Origin of the sequence: Microbulbifer sp. YPW16, assembly GCF_021290385.1 — a bacterium.
In the GTDB taxonomy this organism is placed as follows: domain Bacteria; phylum Pseudomonadota; class Gammaproteobacteria; order Pseudomonadales; family Cellvibrionaceae; genus Microbulbifer; species Microbulbifer zhoushanensis.
The window spans coordinates 3,372,012-3,390,085 of the sequence record NZ_CP089928.1 but is presented as its reverse complement, the minus strand read 5'-3'; the positions used below and the strand labels follow the sequence as shown (position 1 = coordinate 3,390,085).

The following is an 18,074-nucleotide window of genomic DNA, read 5'->3' as shown; positions in this document are numbered from 1 at the left end:
GGGATCAATTCTGGCGCCAGGGCTTTATCACCACATTTGGTGGCGCCATGGAAAGCAACTATATCGGTGAGCTGCGCCAGCTGTGGGAATCGCTGTTTGCGACCATGAAGCCGGGCAGCCAGGTACTGGATCTCGCCACAGGCAATGGGGCACTGGCATGCATCGCGGTGGAGACATTCCGGGATAAGGGCATCGATGCCCGGGTGGTCGCTGCCGACAAGGCCGTGATCCCTGCACAGATCAGCGCGCCCAGGCCGATCCTGGCCCTGCGCGAGTGCGTTTCCTTTCACAGCAATATGCCCTGCGAACAACTGGCATTCGCCGACGCCAGCTTTGACCTGGTGACCTCCCAGTACGGTATCGAATACAGCGACTGGCAGTACTCCCTGCCCGAGGTGTACCGAGTATTGAAACCTGGCATGAGTGCTCACTTCGTCTGCCATACGACAGATTCCTCACTACTGGAAAACTCCAGGCGTGAAATTGGCATCTACAAGTCTGCGCTTCAGCAGTACCAGATTTTCGACGCGGCCATGGAATTCTGTAAAAACTTTTCGCACAGTGCCCCCAAACAAGCGGCTGACCGATCACAAGAGCTGAACCGGGTCATCAACGGGTTTCGGGAGGTCCATGGCGGTGACGAGCTCGGCAGTATTCTGATTGCTGATATTTCAAACCACCTGAGACAACTGAAAACCGCACCCGCGCAAAAGATCACCGACGAGCTTGGAGCCAGGAAAAGTGAATATAATTCAGCATTGCGACGGCTCATGGACATGGAGTCGGCGGCCCTGGCTGAAACGGATTTCGATATCATAAAAGACCTCGCCTACAACGCCGGCTTTTCCTCGTTTGAAGAACAGCAAATTTTCCAACAGGGAAAAAAGCTCGGAACCCACCTGCACCTCACCCGCTAAGGCTTCGACAGGGAGGATACAGATTGCGCCCCGACGAAAAACCGGTACCGGCGAATCCGCGGGACAAAATCTTAAATGAGACAAAATAATTTATCGGCACGAAAGACAGGAAAGGGATGATATATACCCACTTCCTGGCAGCCAAAACAGAAGGCAACCCCGCCCCTTAACAGTCACCACTCATGCAGACGGGTGGCTGTACCCATACCGGCGCAAACCGAATAGTAATTCGGTAAAAGTCAGGATGGCGTAAAAAACTTCTTTCTGTCATTTCGATTCACTCAATCCTGACACTGCAAACTCCCCCACCTGCCAGCAAATACCGGTCAATTATTTTTAACCTGTCGTTAATGCATATTTAACAGCACTTTACAGTCAATTCTCTTTGAGGCTACGTAATTCCTGCACGTCATACTCTTGTTGGGAGGGAAGCGGCCGCTTGGGGGTAGCCGCTTCTGCATCGCCATTTCTGGCAAAACACCAATAAATCCAACGATCAAGAGAGGATTTACAATGAAAAAGAACCTCCTGTCCGTCGCTGTAAAGGGAGCCATTGGCTTCACTGCAGCCGCAGTCATGGTTCCCGCGATGCCTGCCTTTGCGCAGGAAGACGCAACTGTCGTAGAAGAAGTTGTCGTCACCGGTTCGCGGATCAAGCGCTCGGATCTCGAGTCCGTAACGCCGCTGACTTCCATCGGCGCCGAGGAATTCAAGATCTCCGGTAACCTGAACGTAGAGCAGAAGCTCGCTGAACTGCCGCAGACCCTGCCCAGCTTCGGTCCCAGCTCCAACAACCCGGGTGACGGTACTGCCCGTGTCGACCTGCGCGGTCTCGGTTCCTACCGCACTGTAGTGCTGGTTAACGGTCGCCGTTATATCCCCGCCACCCAGACCGGTGTGGTCGACCTGAACACCATCCCGGGCACGCTGATCAAAAGTGTTGACGTGGTGACCGGTGGTGCTTCCGCCGTATACGGTTCTGACGCCCTGGCCGGTGTTGTTAACTTCCAGATGGTTGACGACTTTGAAGGCGTACAGATCACCTCCCTGCACGACGTCACCGCTGATGGCGATGGCGCCAAGAACAACATCGACCTGACCATGGGCGGCAACTTTGCCGACGGTCGTGGTAATGCCACCGTTTACGCTTCCTGGTCTGAGCGTGAAGCTGTTTTCCAGGGCGACCGCGACTTTACCAATGTTGCGCTTGGTGAGAGCGACACTGACGGTGACGGCTTTGCCGACACCCTGGTACCAGGCGGTTCTTCCGGCATCCCCGGAACCCTGGTATTCGATACCGGCACGACCTTTAATGCCGACGGCACTTCCCGTGGCTTCCAGGACCCGGCTGATCGCTTTAACTATGCGCCGGACAACTACCTGCAGCTGCCGCAGGAACGTTTCCTGATCTCCTCATTTGCGCACTATGATGTGAGCGACAATGTCACCGCCTACGGTGAGATGGCATTCTCACACAACGAAGTGCCGCAGGAACTGGCCCCGACCCCGGCGTTCACCACCATTTCCGTCAACCCGAACACCCCGTTCTTCGACGCTGCTTACCAGCAGACCCTGCAGCAGATGAACATCGATGCGGGCCTGGACCCCAACGATCCGGTTGACCTGTTCATCGGTCGCCGCATGGTTGAGAATGGTTCTCGCCAGTCCCTGGATACCCGCGATGCCTTCCGCATACTGGCCGGCTTCCGTGGCGACATCAACGAAGACTGGTCATTCGACACGTACTACAGCCTCAGCAACCTGGAAAACACCAACCTGCTGAACAACGACGTGGCTGCCTCCCGTTTCCGTCAGGCGCTGCTGGTGAACGATGCCGGCAATGCGTGTCAGGATACTTCCGGCGGGTGTGTACCGCTGAACATCTGGGGGCCGGGTAATATTTCCCAGGAAGCCATCGACTTCATCAACGTCGGCGCTTCCAACGTCACCAGCATCACCCAGGAAGTAATGTCCGCGAGCCTGTCAGGCACCCTGGCAACCATCCCGACTGCCGACGAGCCCGTCGCTGTTGTGTTCGGCCTGGAGCACCGTGATGATGAGTCCACTTATCGTCCGGACTCCTTCCTGTCCTCCGGTGACGTACTGGGCTTTAACGCCGGTAAGGCAACCGTTGGTGGCTACAGCGCTTCCGAGGTTTTCTCTGAAATTAACGTACCGCTCCTGGCCGGCCAGCCTGGCGTAGAGAGCCTGAACCTGTGGGGTGCATTCCGTTACTCCGATTACTCCAATATCGGTGCTGTGGATTCCTTCGCAACCGCGCTGAACTATGCTCCGATCGAGATGGTCAAGTTCCGTGCCGGCTTCCAGCAGGCTGTACGTGCGCCGAACGTATCCGAGCTGTTCCTGGGCCAGTCCAACGGCTTCCCGCCGGCTGACGACCCCTGTGCCGCAGGCAATGTGACTCCGGCAACTGACACCAGCCTGTGTAGCGCCACTGGTGCTTCTGCCGGCTCCTTCAACCAGGCCAACAGCCAGATCGAGGGTGTTTTCGGTGGTAACCCGGACCTGCAGGAAGAAACCTCTAACACCGTTACCTTCGGTGCTGTTATCCAGCCGATGGACGGCCTCGACGTCGCTATCGACTACTACGATATCGAGATCGAAGACGCCATTGACGTACTGGGCGGTGGTGTAAGCAACGTTCTGGACCTGTGCTACAACGTTGTAAAGGACATCAACTCCCCGTTCTGTCAGGCGATCAGCCGCCGCGGCGACGGTAACGTCGACGTTGTTAACGTACTGAACGAAAACATCGGTAAGATCGAAACCCGCGGTGTTGACTTCAACGTGAACTACGGCACTGACCTGGCCTTCGGTATCGACGGTGGTTCCTACCTCACCGTAGCGTTCAACAGCACCTACCTGATGGACTTTGACGTAACCCCGATCGCAGAGCTGGAAGACCGCGTAGATAACTGCGCCGGCTACTTCGGCACCATCTGCGGCTCACCGCGTCAGGACTTCAACTGGAACAGCCGCATTACCTGGTCCAGCGGCCCGCTGACCCTGTCTGCCCTGGTTCGCTACATCGGCGCAACTGACGACGACACCCTGCAGGCCATCGAGGGACCGCGCACTGTTACCGTGACCAACGGCAACATTGACGACCTGATGGACGCAGGCTCTGCCTTCAACAACATCGCTGTTGGCGACGTCGTTACCAACCCGTTCGATGCACGCAACCAGCTGGTAGTGGAGTCCCTGGACGAGCAGTACTACCTCGACCTCACTGTCGGCTATGCATTCAACGAGAACCTGGACTTGAACCTCGGCATCAAGAATGCCCTGGACACCGAGCCCAATGCTCTCGGCGATGCCCAGGAACAGGCGAATACCTTCCCGTCGACTTACGACATGATGGGACCTCGCTACTTCCTGAGCGCCAGCTACAAGTTTGACTAAGTCAGGCTTGTAAGCTCTAGAGGTAAGGAAACGGCGGGCTTTGCCCGCCGTTTCTCTTTTACGCCCCATATGGTATTGATGTACGCCATGAAGACGATCAAAGCCAATCCCCAGACCCTCAGCCAGCTCTACCAGCTGATCAACAGCAACCAGGCCGCACGCGCCCTGCCCCTCCTGGACCAGCTGGCGATACGGAACCCGCGTGATACCAACGTCCTGCACTTGACAGCCCTGGCACATGCGGCAATGGCAGATCACCAACGGGCCATTGCGAGCTTTGAGCGAGCCCTGGAGATTGATTTTCGCCAACCTGAAGTGCACAACAACTTTGCCAACTTCCTGAAAAGTACCGGGGATATAGCGAGGGCCCGGCAGCATTACCAGCATGCCACCGAATCAGCCCCGCGCTTTGAGGACGGCTGGCGCAATCTCGCTGTTCTCGAGTACGAACAGGGCAACCTCGAGGATGCCCAGCGGCTCGCCCGTAAAGCCGATGAACTGGCGCCAAAGCGACCGGCCACCCTGACACTACTGGGTAATATCGAGCGCAAACGTGAACACCACGACGCGGCACTGGGTTACTTTGACAGCGCCCTGTCAGTGAAGCCGGAACACCTGACCGCGCTGTACGGCAAGGCCCAGGTCTATTCAGCACTCGAACAGGGTGAACGCGCCCTGCCGCTACTGGAAAAGGCTCTGCAGCTACAACCACGCTCCCCGGAGATTCGGTACAGCCGGGCAATGGCTCTGCTCAGCCAGAACCAATACTCCCGGGCAGAGGAAGCGCTGTCCGAGCTTCTCACCGACACCCCCCTGTACCTTGATGCACACCGCACCCTGAACGAAATTTTCTGGCAACAGGGCAAGCACTCGGAATTTGGCCAGAGCTACCGAAAAATTCCCACTCAACTGCGGTCGGATATCCGCGTCGCCATGGCGCAGGTTGAGGACCTCCTGGCAGCTGGACGAGTGGGAGAAGCGGAGCAACAGCTGGAGGCCGGCTGGAAAAGCTCTGATGACCCACGCATCGTTTTCCTGCGCGGACGCATCACCGAGGCACAGGGTAACAGCAGTGACGCCTTGCCGTTTTTCGAACGCGCTTATACGGGCTTTCCGGAAATCAGCGTCGCCAAACAGTTTTTTATTTCTCTCATACGCGCCTGCCAGTTTGAGCGGGCCGAATCAGAAATCGGCCGCTACCTGCAGCAGTCGCCCGACGATCAACTGCTATGGGCCCTGCGCGGCACCTGCTGGAAGATGCTCGGCGACGATCGTTACCGTTGGCTGACCCGGGATAATGCCTTCATCCAGCCCTTCGAAATCCCAACACCCAGGGGGTTTAGCAGCCGTACCGAGTTTCTTGCCCAACTGCGGGAAACCCTGCTAAGCATGCACAATTTGCGGGCACAACCGCTGAACCAGTCAGTGCGCGCTGGCATCCAGACACCCGGTCGCCTGCTGCACAAACACGACCCGGTGATCCAGGCTCTTCGAAACAGCCTTACCGAAGTGGTCAGTAGCTATATTGCGGGAATGCCCGCAGAGGACGACCACCCGCTAATGCGGCGCAGATCATCGCAATTCCGGTTCTCGGGCTCATGGTCAGTGCTCCTCAGGGGCAGCGGCCACCATGTCAGCCATGTGCATCCGCAGGGCTGGATCAGTTCGGCCTTTTACGTCAGCGTGCCGTCCGCTTCCGAAAATAGAGGCAGCGCCCTCCAGGGAGGGGATATTGTCTTCGGGCAGTCTCCTTACGAACTTGGTGATGCCGACATGGTTGAGGAGCGAATCACTCCGGAAGCGGGTATGCTGGTGCTCTTCCCATCTTTCACCTGGCACGGCACTGTGCCACTGCCAGCAACGGAAAAGGGGGAACGGCTTACGGCGCCGTTCGACGCTGTCCCCGCCTGAATGCAGCGGCATCCGTTGCTCCATCGCGGCCCGGCAGAGTAGCTCCATTCGTTTTATCGGGCACTGGGGCTACCGCGCCTTAGCCACCCGGTGATAGAGAAGCGGCTGCCCCCGGCAAATGGTGTCACATAGGAGACTGAATGCTTACGTGGCACCCGGAAAACGTTGATGGCATTGAAAGCCGGTACCAGGCTGTGTGCAACAGAGTCATCCTCATTGAAGATATGGAAAATCCCACCCCAGTCCGACTGCCAGTTCCTGGTCAGGTTAATCACGTAGGCCGCCACGCGATTCTTGCCCTGTACATTGTCATCATGTTCGCGGAGGAAGTGGCCCCGCTCATAGCTGGTGGCCTGGACATCGGCAAAGCTGATCGAATCATCCCCCACCAGCCGGCGCATGGAGCCCAGGAAGGCACTGCTGTTCACCAGCTCATAAATACTGTTCAGTGCGTTACCCGGTAATAAGTTTTGTGTATAGATATCGTATACGGGGATCGTCTTGTAGAAATACTGGAAACCCACCTCAGCCTGGGCCCAGACGACCTCCGAAAGCGTCTCCTTCTGCTGTGACGTCCAACCGGCGTAGTCGCGGTAACTGAGGTCCACATGCTCCCCACCCTTGTTGAAGGCCAGGTTCCATTCGGGCTGGTCGGCCAGCAGTCTGTACAGGGCTTCAGCGGATGATCCCTGTAGGAAATCCGGCACCTGTACAACACCCTCGGTGGCAAATGCAGACCGGTATGGCTCAATGTCCAGGGATGTTGAGATGTGATACATTGCTAGGCCCCGTATGAAAATAATTACCGGGATCAAAAACCAGAAAAACCTTTCCCGGAAACGGATCTGTCCGGCGAAACAGTAGCTGAAAACGTCGTCCATTGTAGCAGAGAAGCCCTAACGGCATGAATCAACCCGACCCGTTTACCATCGCCAGCCAGGCTGTCCACAACGGTGAACAGAGCCGGGCCTGCAAGATCCTCGAGTCTGGCATCAACGACGGCCTGGTCCCGGCGGGACGCATGGCTGAGGCACGGCAGATGTTGGCGGAACTCTATATTGAGCGGCGGCAGTTCGACGCAGCCAGGGACCAGCTCCGGGAGCTGGATAAACTGGTCCCGGGCCACTTGCCGGGCCGGATGCTGGCAGCCCATATCGCACGACTCGAGGGCCATGCCAGAGAGGCGAACCGCCTGCTGACACCACTCGCCAGTGCTGTGGAGGCCAGCCAGGCCCAGCTCAGGTTCATCGCCGCGGAATTTGTTGGCCTTGGCGCCTATCAGCAGGTGATACAAACCCTGCAGCGGGTGGAGCCAATGGATGCACAGAGCTTTTATCACCTGGGCTTGTCCCACTTCAGGCTCGGGAACATCGGCAAGGCCCTGCCAATTTACCGACGGCTATTCGCCAGCATCCCGGACAACCCAGCCATTGCCCGGGAGCTGTCCCTCGTTGCGGCCGCTTTCCGTGAGTACAGCACAGCGGTTGAAGCATTTACCCGCTATATGAATCTGATCGAGCCCGGTGCCAGCGATTTTGTAAAGTTCGCAGACCTGCAGCTGATGAATCACAATGTGACAGCCAGCCGCGAACTACTCGGCGAGGCGATCACCCGGGGAGAGGACTCTGCGGATAGCCGGCTACTGGAAGCAAAGATCGCAAGGCTGACCGCAGACTATAACGGCGCACTGGAACGGGCAAAGGCTGCCGTCGAGCTGGATCCTGCCTCTGGTACTGCCTGGAGTATTATCGCCGAGCTTAGCGAGCGAACCAATATTGACACTGCCCTGACCAATAGACTAGCCGGTGCCATAACAGGTACCGGAATGGCGCCCCACGACCTCGAGCTGGCGCAGTTCGCACTGGCCGAGCTCCAGGCCAAAAGCGGCGATTTCGAAGCCGCCTACGGCCAGATCCAATGCGCTAATAACACCAAGGAAAAGTTATTGCGGGATACCGGCATGACCTATAGCCGGGAGTCCACCGAGGCTCTGTTAGGAATCGCCCGGCGGAGCTTTTCCGGGACACGGGTCCCGAAAGTGTCAAGCAGCCAATGCAGCCCCATTTTCATTGTTGGCATGCCGCGCTCCGGCACAACGGTCATCCACCGCTTGCTTGACGCCTGCGGTGAACTACAGTGTCTTGGCGAAAGCGAGGCCCTGCCCTTCGTGTATGCACAACTGCAGCAACGGCTGGGCCAAATTCCGGAAGCGCTGGCTCCAGAGCTGGGTGAGGCGGACTGGGACCAACTGGCTTCGAATTACCTGCAACGGGCGGGTGCGGGCGACAGGGACGTGGTCGACAAGATGCCCCATAACTTCCTGTATGTGGGTATGATCCTGTCGATGTTTCCCCGCGCACGCATCGTGCAGTTACGGCGAAACCCCTTCGACGTCTGCATGTCCATCCTGGCCAAACCATTCCCGGAGGGCCACAGCTATGCCTGCAATGTCCGTGACCTTGCCCACTTTTACCATCACTCACAAAAATTAATGGACTTCTGGTCGCAGACCTTTCCGCAGCAGGTATACGACCTGGACTTTGATCGCTTCCTGGAACACCCCGAAAATTTCGCGCGAAGTCTTTTCGGGTTTCTAGGGTATGCGTGGGATAACGATTACCTTCAGGCCAGGCCAGTTTCATCCCAGGCTTTCACTTTCAGTGAGCTACAGGTCCGCAAGCCAATCAGCAAGTCCGGGACCAGCAAGTGGCAGCCATACCGGGAGGTTGCCAGTGACCTGGTGCAGGCACTGGAAGACGAGTCCGTCAATTCCAGCGGCGGAAACCAGTAACAGGTAAGAGGGGACAACTGAAAAAATGGCCTATCAGCTCAATACAAACCTGGACACCGGGCACTGGGCGGCAGAATACCGTCACGACCTGCGCTGTCGCGTGAAAGACTTACTGGCCCCTCCGGCAGCAGCTGACATTGCGCAGTCACTCACCCATCATGCCAGGTTTCGCCAGGCCCACATCGCCAACGGGGAATACCGTGAAATTTCCCGGGAGGAGTTTTCCGCACTTCCTCCAGCTGCGCGACAACAGCTGGTGCGGGAAGTGTATGACATGGCTAGCCGTGGCGTGGGCTTCTGGTATGGACGCCATGGGCTCGACAGTAATACTGCTGCACCCCTGGACAAGCTTGTCTCCTGGCTAAACAGCGAGCCCCTACTGGAGCAGGTGCGGGAAATAACCGGCATCCAGGAACTGGCCTCCACCTCCGCACAAGCGACGTCTTTTTCTCCCGGTGATTTCCTCACCCGGCACCGGGATGACGTCACCAGCGAGGGCCGACGGGTGGCATTCGTCCTGAACCTGACTGAGCACTGGCATCCTGACTGGGGCGGCTTGCTACAGTTTTTTGAGGATAGTGGCGCCACGCGGGAAGCATGGTCACCAGAGTTCAACAGCCTGTGCCTGTTTGACGTCAAGCATGTGCACTCCGTAACCACGGTCGCACCATTCGCGCCCAGAGTGCGCCTGGCAATCAGCGGCTGGTTCCATGACCGGAAGCACAACTGAACGCCCGACTGCTACGGACCTGTGAACTGTCGGGGTTAATGCGGCGCGCTTTCAAGGAAGCCACGCCTTCGACCGCACTATTCTGCGATCCCTGGCGGCGAAGCCCTGCAGAATGGCCAATACTTGTCTACAATGCGCCGCTTCACGAAGTGCCGCGCCTCTTCTGCCAGTCGGGTGCCGGACCATTCAATCGTGCGTAACTCACCCAACTGCACGCAACCATCGATGAAGAGATGTTATGGATACTTTTACCGCTTTCCTGACCCTGCTGTTCGTCATGGACCCCCTGGGGAATATCCCGGTGTTCCTGGCAGCGCTCAAGAACGTACCCCAGCGACGGCAGCTTTACGTGATAATGCGCGAACTCATCTTCGCTCTGATTGTACTGCTGGTATTCCTGTATGGCGGTCGGTTTATCCTCGCCTGGCTCGGTCTCTCCCAGGAGGCAATCCGTATTGCAGGCGCGATCATTCTCTTCCTGATCGCAATTCGCATGGTGTTCCCCATAGAGGGCGGCATCATGGGCGAGCGTCTCGAGGGGGAGCCCTTCTTTGTACCCCTGGCGGTCCCGCTGGTAGCCGGCCCCTCTACAATGGCAATCCTGATGCTGATGACCAACAGTGAAGGCGAACGGCTGATGGGCTGGACACTGGCATTACTCGGGGCCTGGGGTGTATCAGCAGTTATTCTGCTGGCCTCCGCACCACTGGCAAAACTCCTTGGCGGCCGGGGGTTGATTGCAGTGGAGCGGTTGATGGGCATGGTACTGGTTATGCTCGCCGTGCAGTTATTCCTCGATGGGATGAAGCAAAGCCTTGCGTGACCACTGAAAACGCAAACAAACGGCTACTTTGCCCACACATTTCCCAGGGTTGTCGGAAACGGCAACTCTGGCCCACCCGAAAGCTCACTTTTTAGTCGATTCGACAAACCGATTTCTTCCCCGAAAAAACGAATTGAACATCCTAATAAAATAATATTTCCTAGATAAAAATAACAATTGTGTAGATTTTGTAATATACACATCCCTCTGAGAAGTTTATTTTTCAACCTTTCTGGTTAACTTGCAATCAACCCGACCTTGTTCCGCCCCCTTCGCTCTTAGTCAGGTAAGTTCCATTAATCATTTTGATACATTAAAGTCAGCTCGCGCATTTAAGGCACGAACCGCGCAAGGTGCACTTCTTACCTTGTAGCGCAATAAAAGCCGCCTCCGAGCGCGGCGGCAATAACGGCAAGCAGTCCTCACTGTACGGGGTGCCGTTTTGATCAATCGCCTCATGAGGCTGAATCACTATAAATCCAACGATTCAAAAGAGGATTTACAATGAAAAAGAACCTCCTGTCCGTCGCTGTAAAGGGAGCCATCGGCTTCACTGCAGCCGCAGTAATGGTTCCCGTTATGCCCGCCTTTGCCCAGAGTGGAGACGCCACCCTGGTCGAAGAGCTTGTTGTGACTGGCTCGCGCATCAAGCGCACAAACTTTGACCAGTCCGCCCAGGTTGTCAGCATGGACCGCGCCGATATCGAAGCATCCGGCAGCCTGATGATCTCCGACACCCTGCGCGCCACCCCGCTGAACTCCCTGGGTTCTTTCAATGAGCGCTCCGGCAGCTCCGCACAGTCCAACGCTACCGTTGACCTGCGTGGCCTGGGCTCCCAGCGCAGCCTGGTCATGGTCAACGGTCGCCGCCTGCCGGGTTCCCCCAACCTGGGCGCCGCTTCCGTCAACCTGAACATGATCCCGATGACTGCCGTTGAGCGCATCGATATCCTGGCCGATGGCGCCTCCGCGGTATACGGCTCCGACGCTGTTGCCGGCGTGGTCAACCTGGTCATGCGCGAAAACTTCGAGGGCCTGGAGTTTACTGCCCGCCGCGGTGAGCGCTCCAACGACGACGGCATCGAGGAATCCTTTGGCTTCGTTTCCGGTATCACCAGTGATCGCGGTAATGTGACCTTCTCCGCCGAGTACAACCGTCGCGACCCGATCTTCGACGCCGACCGCGACTACACCGCTGCCTGGATCCGCGACAACGGCGACGGCCGCCTCGACTCCTACCTGGACACCGACGGCTATTCCTACTTCGGTAAGTCCATCGAGATCTACGACCCGAACACCGAGTACTACGACATCCAGGCCGCCAACAGCTGCGGTGGTGATGCATTCCTCGAGACCGGTGCGGGCGCGTTCAATGAGCCCGACGGCACCCTGTGCAACTACAACTACGCAGCGGTTTCCGCCAACAAGGCCGAGCTGAGCCGCGTCAATACCTTCCTGAGCGCCAGCTACGATCTTTCCGAGAACGTCGAGTTCTTCTCCAACATCCTGTTCTCCAAGGTTGACTCTTTCGGCCGTTACGCCCCGCCGGCAGCAGCCTGGAACGATATGCCCGCTGATTACAGCGATGTACCGTTCGACGTGGACTCACTGCTGGCCAACGGCGATATCACTGAAGACTACGAAATCACCGGTTACTACCGCTGGACCAACATCGGCCCGCGCGATAACTTCGTGACCGACACCCAGTACGACTTCACCGCCGGCTTCCGCGGCGACCTGCCCAACGGCATGAGCTACGAGACCTATGCCCAGAAAGGCCGCTACGAGTCCAAGGAAAGTGGTCAGTATTACCTGTCCTACCCGGGACTGGATTACGTCCTGGCCAACGATATCGACCCGTTCACCCCGGAAGGTGCCGCCGCTATGCGCGCCACTACTTCCCAGGACAACTTCACCGACCTGTCAAAGGTCTACGGCCACCTGCAGTTTGACGCTGGTGACTGGTTCGGCGCAGGCGAGACCATTGTCCTGAGTGGTGCCGAGGCATACACCATCGAATATGCCAACCAGTACGACGCCGCCTCCGAGGCCGGCCTGGTAGGCGGTAGCTCCGGCAACTCCGCCGCTGGTGAGCGCGACGTGGCCGCGGTATTCGCCGAGGCCATCATCCCGGTTACCGACCAGATCGAGATGAACGCTGCTGTTCGTTACGATGACTACAGCGATTTCGGATCCAACGTCGCGCCGTCCCTGTCCGCCACCTACATGGTGACTGATACCCTGAGCCTGCGCGCCCGCGCCGGTAAAGGCTTCCGCGCCCCGGCCCTGGATGAGCTATACGGCCCGTCTGCGTTCTCCGCGGAAGACGCTACCAATCCCGAAACCGGCCTGTCCCGTCAGTACAACACCTACTACTCCACCAGCGAAGACCTGGACGCGGAAACCTCCACCTCCCTGTCCGTGGGCGGTAACTGGGAATTCGTGGACGGCTGGAACCTGGACGTAGGTTTCTGGAACGTGGAAGTCGAAGACGTGATCATCCAGCCTTCCGCCCAGAGCATCTTCTACGCCCTGGCTTCCGGTGTTGAGCTGGATCCGTCTACCGGTATTTACACCACCGGCACTGGCGCCCAGCGCGAGTTCTTCTCCCAGACCACCAACGCGGGCATCCTGGATGTTACCGGTGTAGACATCAAGGTTGACGGTGGCTTTGACACCGAGTTCGGCCTGATCTCCCTAGGCGGCCTGGTGAGCCACCAGATGTCCTACGAGACCGACGCCTACTACCAGGGCCCGGTACAGGACATTGCAACTTTCAACCTGTACCCGGACCTGCGCGGCCAGTTTATCCTGGGCTGGAGCATGGGCATGCACGCGGTTGACCTGACCGTTGATTACGTAGCGGCTCACGACGAGTTCACCGATGTCACCGACGCCGGTACCCTGGTCAAGAGCGGCGACGACCTGGACGACTGGACTACCCTGAACCTGTCCTATCGCCTGGACACCGAGTCACTTGGCTCCGTCAAGGTTGGCGCACGCAACCTGACCAACGAAGATCCGGTACTGGACAAGGATGGCAAGTTTGCTCGCGAGCACTACAACCTGTACGACAACACCGGTCGCATGGTTTACGCCGAGTACACCGTAGCGTTCTAAGAAAGCTGCACTATTCTTGAGGTAACTCGAGAAAGGAAAGGGCCAACGTTGTTGGCCCTTTTTTTTTGCAAGCAACTTGAAAAAGCAGCGCCTTCTCTCACTGCAGAAACTTCTTCCGGACAATTAAAAAAGCCCCCTTGCCAAAGCAAGGGGGCTCAAAGTCCTAACTACCTATAGTTTTGTTTCTTAGATCAAGAGTTAGAAGTTATAGCTGACCCCGGCTGTTACATAACGTCCCAGGATGTCGTAGAGACCAATGGCAGTAAATGAGTTCACTCCTGTCGGCGGCTCTTCATCAAAGACATTACGCACAGACAGGCTGGCCCGCAGGTTGTCATTGAACTGGTACCCCACGTAGGCGTTGTTCAGCCAGTACTCAGGAACGACCGGGATATCGCGGGATTCAGCGGTATCGTCATTATCGACATTCGCCTCACCGATATACTGCGTCTGCCAGCTGGCCGTCAGGTTATCCAGGTTGTAGGCCAGGCTGAACTGCCCTTGCCAATCAGAATAACCAATCTCACCGGCATCCACTTCAAGGTCCTTACCAGTTACAGAGAACTGCTGCTCCTTGATATGGAATGCCTTCATGCTCACATCAAAGGAACCCGGAACACTCCAGTTTGCCAGGTCGAAGTTATAGGTCAGGTCAGACTGGACACCACGGAAATTGTAAAAGCCCGCATTGCGGAAGCCAGTGGTGAAACCATTGATCTGGAAATTCTCATCGCGGGTGAAGTTATCACACGCCACATTACCCTGGTCACCGTCATAACAGGCTTCCATCAATACCGTCAGGGATAGCTGTTCAATCGCATCCTCGATATCAATATTGACCCAATCCACAGTCAACTCGAGCCCCTCGGTAAAGCCCGGTGCCCATACAAAGCCCCAGGTTGATGCATCGGCGCGCTCATTCAGCAGATCCGGGTTGCCGCCAGTAAAACCTTCTTTGGTGGCATTGACAATCTCGGACTGGTAAGAGTTGGGATCGTAGGTATAACCGGCTGCCGCCGCTTCGGCTTCACAGTTCGCACGACGCTGGGCGGGATTCTCACCCTGGCCCACATAACGCTCGTCACAGGGGTCGTTAGCCGAGGAGAAAGTTTCGGACAGCGGCAGCAGCGCCTCGGTAACAGCGGGGGCACGGATCGACTCGGTTACGTTACCACGCAGAGTCAGCGCGCCGACAACCGGGATATCGAACATAATCCGGGTACCGACGCTCCAGGTGTCATCATCCCCGGCCTGGGAATGATCCACGTTCCGCCAAGCACCCTCGATTTCCATACCTTCCAGGGTGGGAATCAGGTCTGCCGGGAGAACCGGGATCAACGCTTCGGTATAGAACTCCTTGGTATCGAAGCCACCGGAAAGCGGGGACAGCGCAGCGCTCCGGCCCAGCCCCTGGCGCATGAAGTCATCGGGACGGAAAGCAGAAAACTCATCCCGCATTTCATAACCAAAGCCCATGGACAATGGACCCGCCGGGAGGTCGATCACATCACCGCTGGTATTCAGGCTGATGATCTCCTGCTCGAGATCCCCCCAGGTTACGCCCTGGGTAGTCACATAGCTGATCGCGGCCTGGTCAGTGACGGTACCCATAACATTCAACGGCACACAGTCAGGATCAGCCGAAACACAGACGATATTACCGTTGGCATCGGTGGTTACATCGATTGCCTTTTCGTAGTTCGCCTGCACCAGCTGGGTTCTGCTGGTGGTGGAAGAGGTTTCACCCTTGTTATAGGTAAAGTCCCAGGTCCAGTCCCTTCCCGCCAGGTCCAGGTCACCCTTGAGGCCCAGCACATAGCGGAACATTTCGTTCTCGCCACCGGTCCGGCCACTCTGGGAGAGATCATTCATCCCCTTGTGCAGGTAGAAGGTACCACCGGCAGGAATGCCGTTAGCGGTTAGCAGCTCACGGTCGCGAGCATTCAGGTAGGGGTTGTCAATGGACAGAGGCAAGGCTGCTGAATCACCACCGAAAATACCGGACTGGTAGAACGGCTGGGCGTTGGGGTCGCTGGATTCAGCAGTGTAGTAGTTTATTTCCGCATAGGCCTGGACCCGGTCAGTCAGGTCGTAGTGGCCCATGGTGTTAAAAAGGTTACGCTCAATCGGCGCACGAACTGAATCGTAGTTCTGCAGCAGCAGGCCATCACCACCAATAAAGTTGATGATATTACCGGATGGCTCACCGATATTGATCTGCGTCAGGTGACCATCGGCACCAAAGCCAATCGGGTTACCGTCTTCATCCGTCATGTTAAGGCCAAAGGCGAACAGGGGCAGTCCGCCGGTGGCAGTCGGGATACCCTCCTCGGTCAGAACGGCAATGGAACGGCCTTTATCGAAAATCTTGTCGACGATGCCGTCGTCAGGCCCCTCACTTTCCGGGTTCTCAAAGAAGTAGTAGTAGTCACCGGTAAAAGCACGGTCGTTCATGAGTACGGCATCAGCCTTGTTGTACTCGTAACTTGCCACCACGTTACCACGACCTTCTGCAAAGTTCTGGCCGAAGGTAATGGAGGCCTTGTGGTCACCTGCGTCATTTTCGCCCTGGGCGAAACCACTGGAGAACTCGGTCTCCACGCCTTCAAAATCGTCGCGGAGAATCACGTTAATCGTGCCCGCAATGGCATCAGAACCATAAATGGGGGCGCCGCCTACTGAGACTACGTCAACGCGTTCAATCAACGCCGTCGGCAGGGAGTTGAGATCCACCTGCAGGCCGCCAGTCGCACCAAATGCGGTGGGCGCATTGGCAGCCACCACCCGACGACCGTTTACCAGGGTGAGTGTGCGCTGGGAGCCCAGGCCATAAAAGTCAGCGAAGCTCTGGCCCACGTTATTCGGGTCTGACTCAGCCAGGCTGGTGCCGGACGGCACCATCATGGGCAGGCTGTTCAGGGCATCAGCCACATTGGTATAACCGTTGGCGTCAAAGAAATCCTTATCGAGGCTGGAAGCTGGCTGCATAGTGTCGTAACCGGCACGAGCGATACGTGAGCCCGTTACGTAAACCTCTTCAATCAGCTCGCTTTCCCCGGTTTTCTTCGCGTCAATCTCCTTATTGCTTGCATCGTCCTGGGCCATGACTGGCAGCATCATCGTAGCCGCAGTAAACCCGATGGCAGTCCTGATTGCGCTCGCGAGTATTTTCTTATGCATGGATTCAACCTTCCTGTTTCATTTTTTGTTATGCGGCCAACCTCTATTACAAGCCCCGCCTTCATGGCGGGCACAGTAAAACGGCCGTTTGCATTGAGAGGACGAATGAAACAGGCTGGCCCTCAATTTTTTTATACTTGTCAGGATATTTTTTTGTCTCGAATAATAAAGTGTCATTATTTATTCATAAACGAGCGCTGACAAACCTGATATAGCCCAGAATTGGGACCCAAGAACCAGTTAGATATTCCCTCCTGCAAACCAAATTTATTTGGTTTTCATATGCAATACTTACCGCATACCCCAGCAGAACCAATCCAGGAGGCGTCAATGAAATTCACCGTTTACTCCAGACTGGCACGACTCTGCTATGGCGCAATATTCATCCTTTTAATTTTCGGTCAGTCAGCCAATGCCGAAATCATATGGAGCTGGGAAGACCAGTTCAGTAACGGAGAAAAGCGCAAGCTCCGGCAATGGGTAGCCCGGACAGTGTCCGGTATAGAGCAACATGTCACGACCTACCCTTTTGATATTCATGTATCTTTTTATCGCCGCGACCAACAGCGCGAGCCAGTCCCCTGGGCCAACACCAGAAGACACGGTATTCAGGGAATAGACTTCCATGTTGACCCTGCGTTTTCACTGGAAGACTTCCTGGACGACTGGACAGCCCCGCACGAGCTCAGTCACCTGTTAATCCCTTACCTGGGGCGTGAACATGCCTGGTTTGCTGAGGGTTTTGCCAGTTATATGCAGTATCAGGTGATGGCAAGCATGAAGCTGATTTCCCCGGAGGAAATGCAGCAGCGCTACCAGTCCAGGATTGAGCGCGCATCGCAGGCATACCAGCGCAGTGGATTTGTTTCCGGCGAACCATTTGCCCGTGCTGCACCCAGGCTGCGCAAAGCAAGGCAATACCCGACGATGTACTGGGGAGGTGCGGTTTATTTTCTTGCCGTGGATCGGGAGCTGCAAAGCAATGGCGAATCCCTGCAGGCGATCCTGCGGGAGTACCTGGCATGCTGCCGGACCAAGGCGCACGATATGGAAGGGCTGGTCAACGAACTGGACCGGATTGCCGGGGAAGCCGTATTCAGCCGTGCGATGGACGTAATGAAAAACCGGGCCGGCTTCCCCAGGTTCGATCACCTGCTGTGAGCTGACAGCCCTGTTACT

At 56.7% G+C, this 18,074-nt stretch carries 10 protein-coding genes; 8 read left to right on the top strand and 2 right to left on the bottom strand.

From position 1 onward, the window contains the following. The first annotated feature begins 47 nt into the window (after positions 1-47). The 3 genes from LVE68_RS14695 to LVE68_RS14685 all read left to right on the top strand — a co-directional run bounded on the left by LVE68_RS14695 (position 48) and on the right by LVE68_RS14685 (position 6,251). Positions 48-917 (top strand): class I SAM-dependent methyltransferase, encoded by an 870-nt coding sequence (locus LVE68_RS14695; RefSeq protein WP_232941188.1) that lies wholly within the window; start codon positions 48-50, stop codon positions 915-917. Between the two features lie 513 nt (positions 918-1,430). Beyond that, on the top strand, positions 1,431-4,340 hold the full coding sequence (locus LVE68_RS14690; RefSeq protein WP_232941187.1) for a TonB-dependent receptor domain-containing protein: 2,910 nt from the start codon (positions 1,431-1,433) through the stop codon (positions 4,338-4,340). Positions 4,341-4,427: 87 nt separating this feature from the next. Next, positions 4,428-6,251: a tetratricopeptide repeat protein gene (locus tag LVE68_RS14685; RefSeq protein WP_232941186.1), complete on the top strand. Its 1,824-nt coding sequence runs from the start codon at positions 4,428-4,430 to the stop codon at positions 6,249-6,251. Between the two features lie 53 nt (positions 6,252-6,304). Here the strand turns inward: LVE68_RS14685 and LVE68_RS14680 are convergent, their stop codons facing one another. Then, positions 6,305-7,030: a 2OG-Fe(II) oxygenase gene (locus LVE68_RS14680; RefSeq protein WP_232941185.1), complete on the bottom strand. Its 726-nt coding sequence runs from the start codon at positions 7,028-7,030 to the stop codon at positions 6,305-6,307. Between the two features lie 125 nt (positions 7,031-7,155). Here LVE68_RS14680 and LVE68_RS14675 point away from each other — a divergent pair, with 125 nt between their 5' ends. The 4 genes from LVE68_RS14675 to LVE68_RS14660 all read left to right on the top strand — a co-directional run bounded on the left by LVE68_RS14675 (position 7,156) and on the right by LVE68_RS14660 (position 13,715). Further along, positions 7,156-9,042, top strand: a complete 1,887-nt coding sequence (locus LVE68_RS14675) for a tetratricopeptide repeat-containing sulfotransferase family protein (RefSeq protein ID WP_232941184.1) — start codon at positions 7,156-7,158, stop codon at positions 9,040-9,042. A gap of 25 nt (positions 9,043-9,067) precedes the next feature. Further along, the gene (locus LVE68_RS14670; protein WP_232941183.1) at positions 9,068-9,772 is read left to right on the top strand and encodes a 2OG-Fe(II) oxygenase family protein; all 705 of its coding nucleotides are present in this window, start codon (positions 9,068-9,070) and stop codon (positions 9,770-9,772) included. Between the two features lie 238 nt (positions 9,773-10,010). Further along, a complete protein-coding gene (locus LVE68_RS14665) occupies positions 10,011-10,595 on the top strand; it encodes a MarC family protein (protein WP_232941182.1) in 585 nt (194 codons plus the stop codon). Between the two features lie 504 nt (positions 10,596-11,099). After that, on the top strand, positions 11,100-13,715 hold the full coding sequence (locus LVE68_RS14660; RefSeq protein WP_232941181.1) for a TonB-dependent receptor plug domain-containing protein: 2,616 nt from the start codon (positions 11,100-11,102) through the stop codon (positions 13,713-13,715). Between the two features lie 198 nt (positions 13,716-13,913). Here LVE68_RS14660 and LVE68_RS14655 read toward each other — a convergent pair whose 3' ends face one another. Further along, the gene (locus LVE68_RS14655) at positions 13,914-16,895 is read right to left on the bottom strand and encodes a TonB-dependent receptor domain-containing protein (protein WP_232941180.1); all 2,982 of its coding nucleotides are present in this window, start codon (positions 16,893-16,895) and stop codon (positions 13,914-13,916) included. 330 nt (positions 16,896-17,225) lie between these two features. On the opposite strand from LVE68_RS14655, the gene LVE68_RS14650 reads away from it, so the two are divergent. Next, entirely contained in the window at positions 17,226-18,056 is an 831-nt protein-coding gene (locus tag LVE68_RS14650) for a M61 family metallopeptidase (protein ID WP_232941179.1), read from the top strand. Positions 18,057-18,074 lie beyond the last annotated feature (18 nt).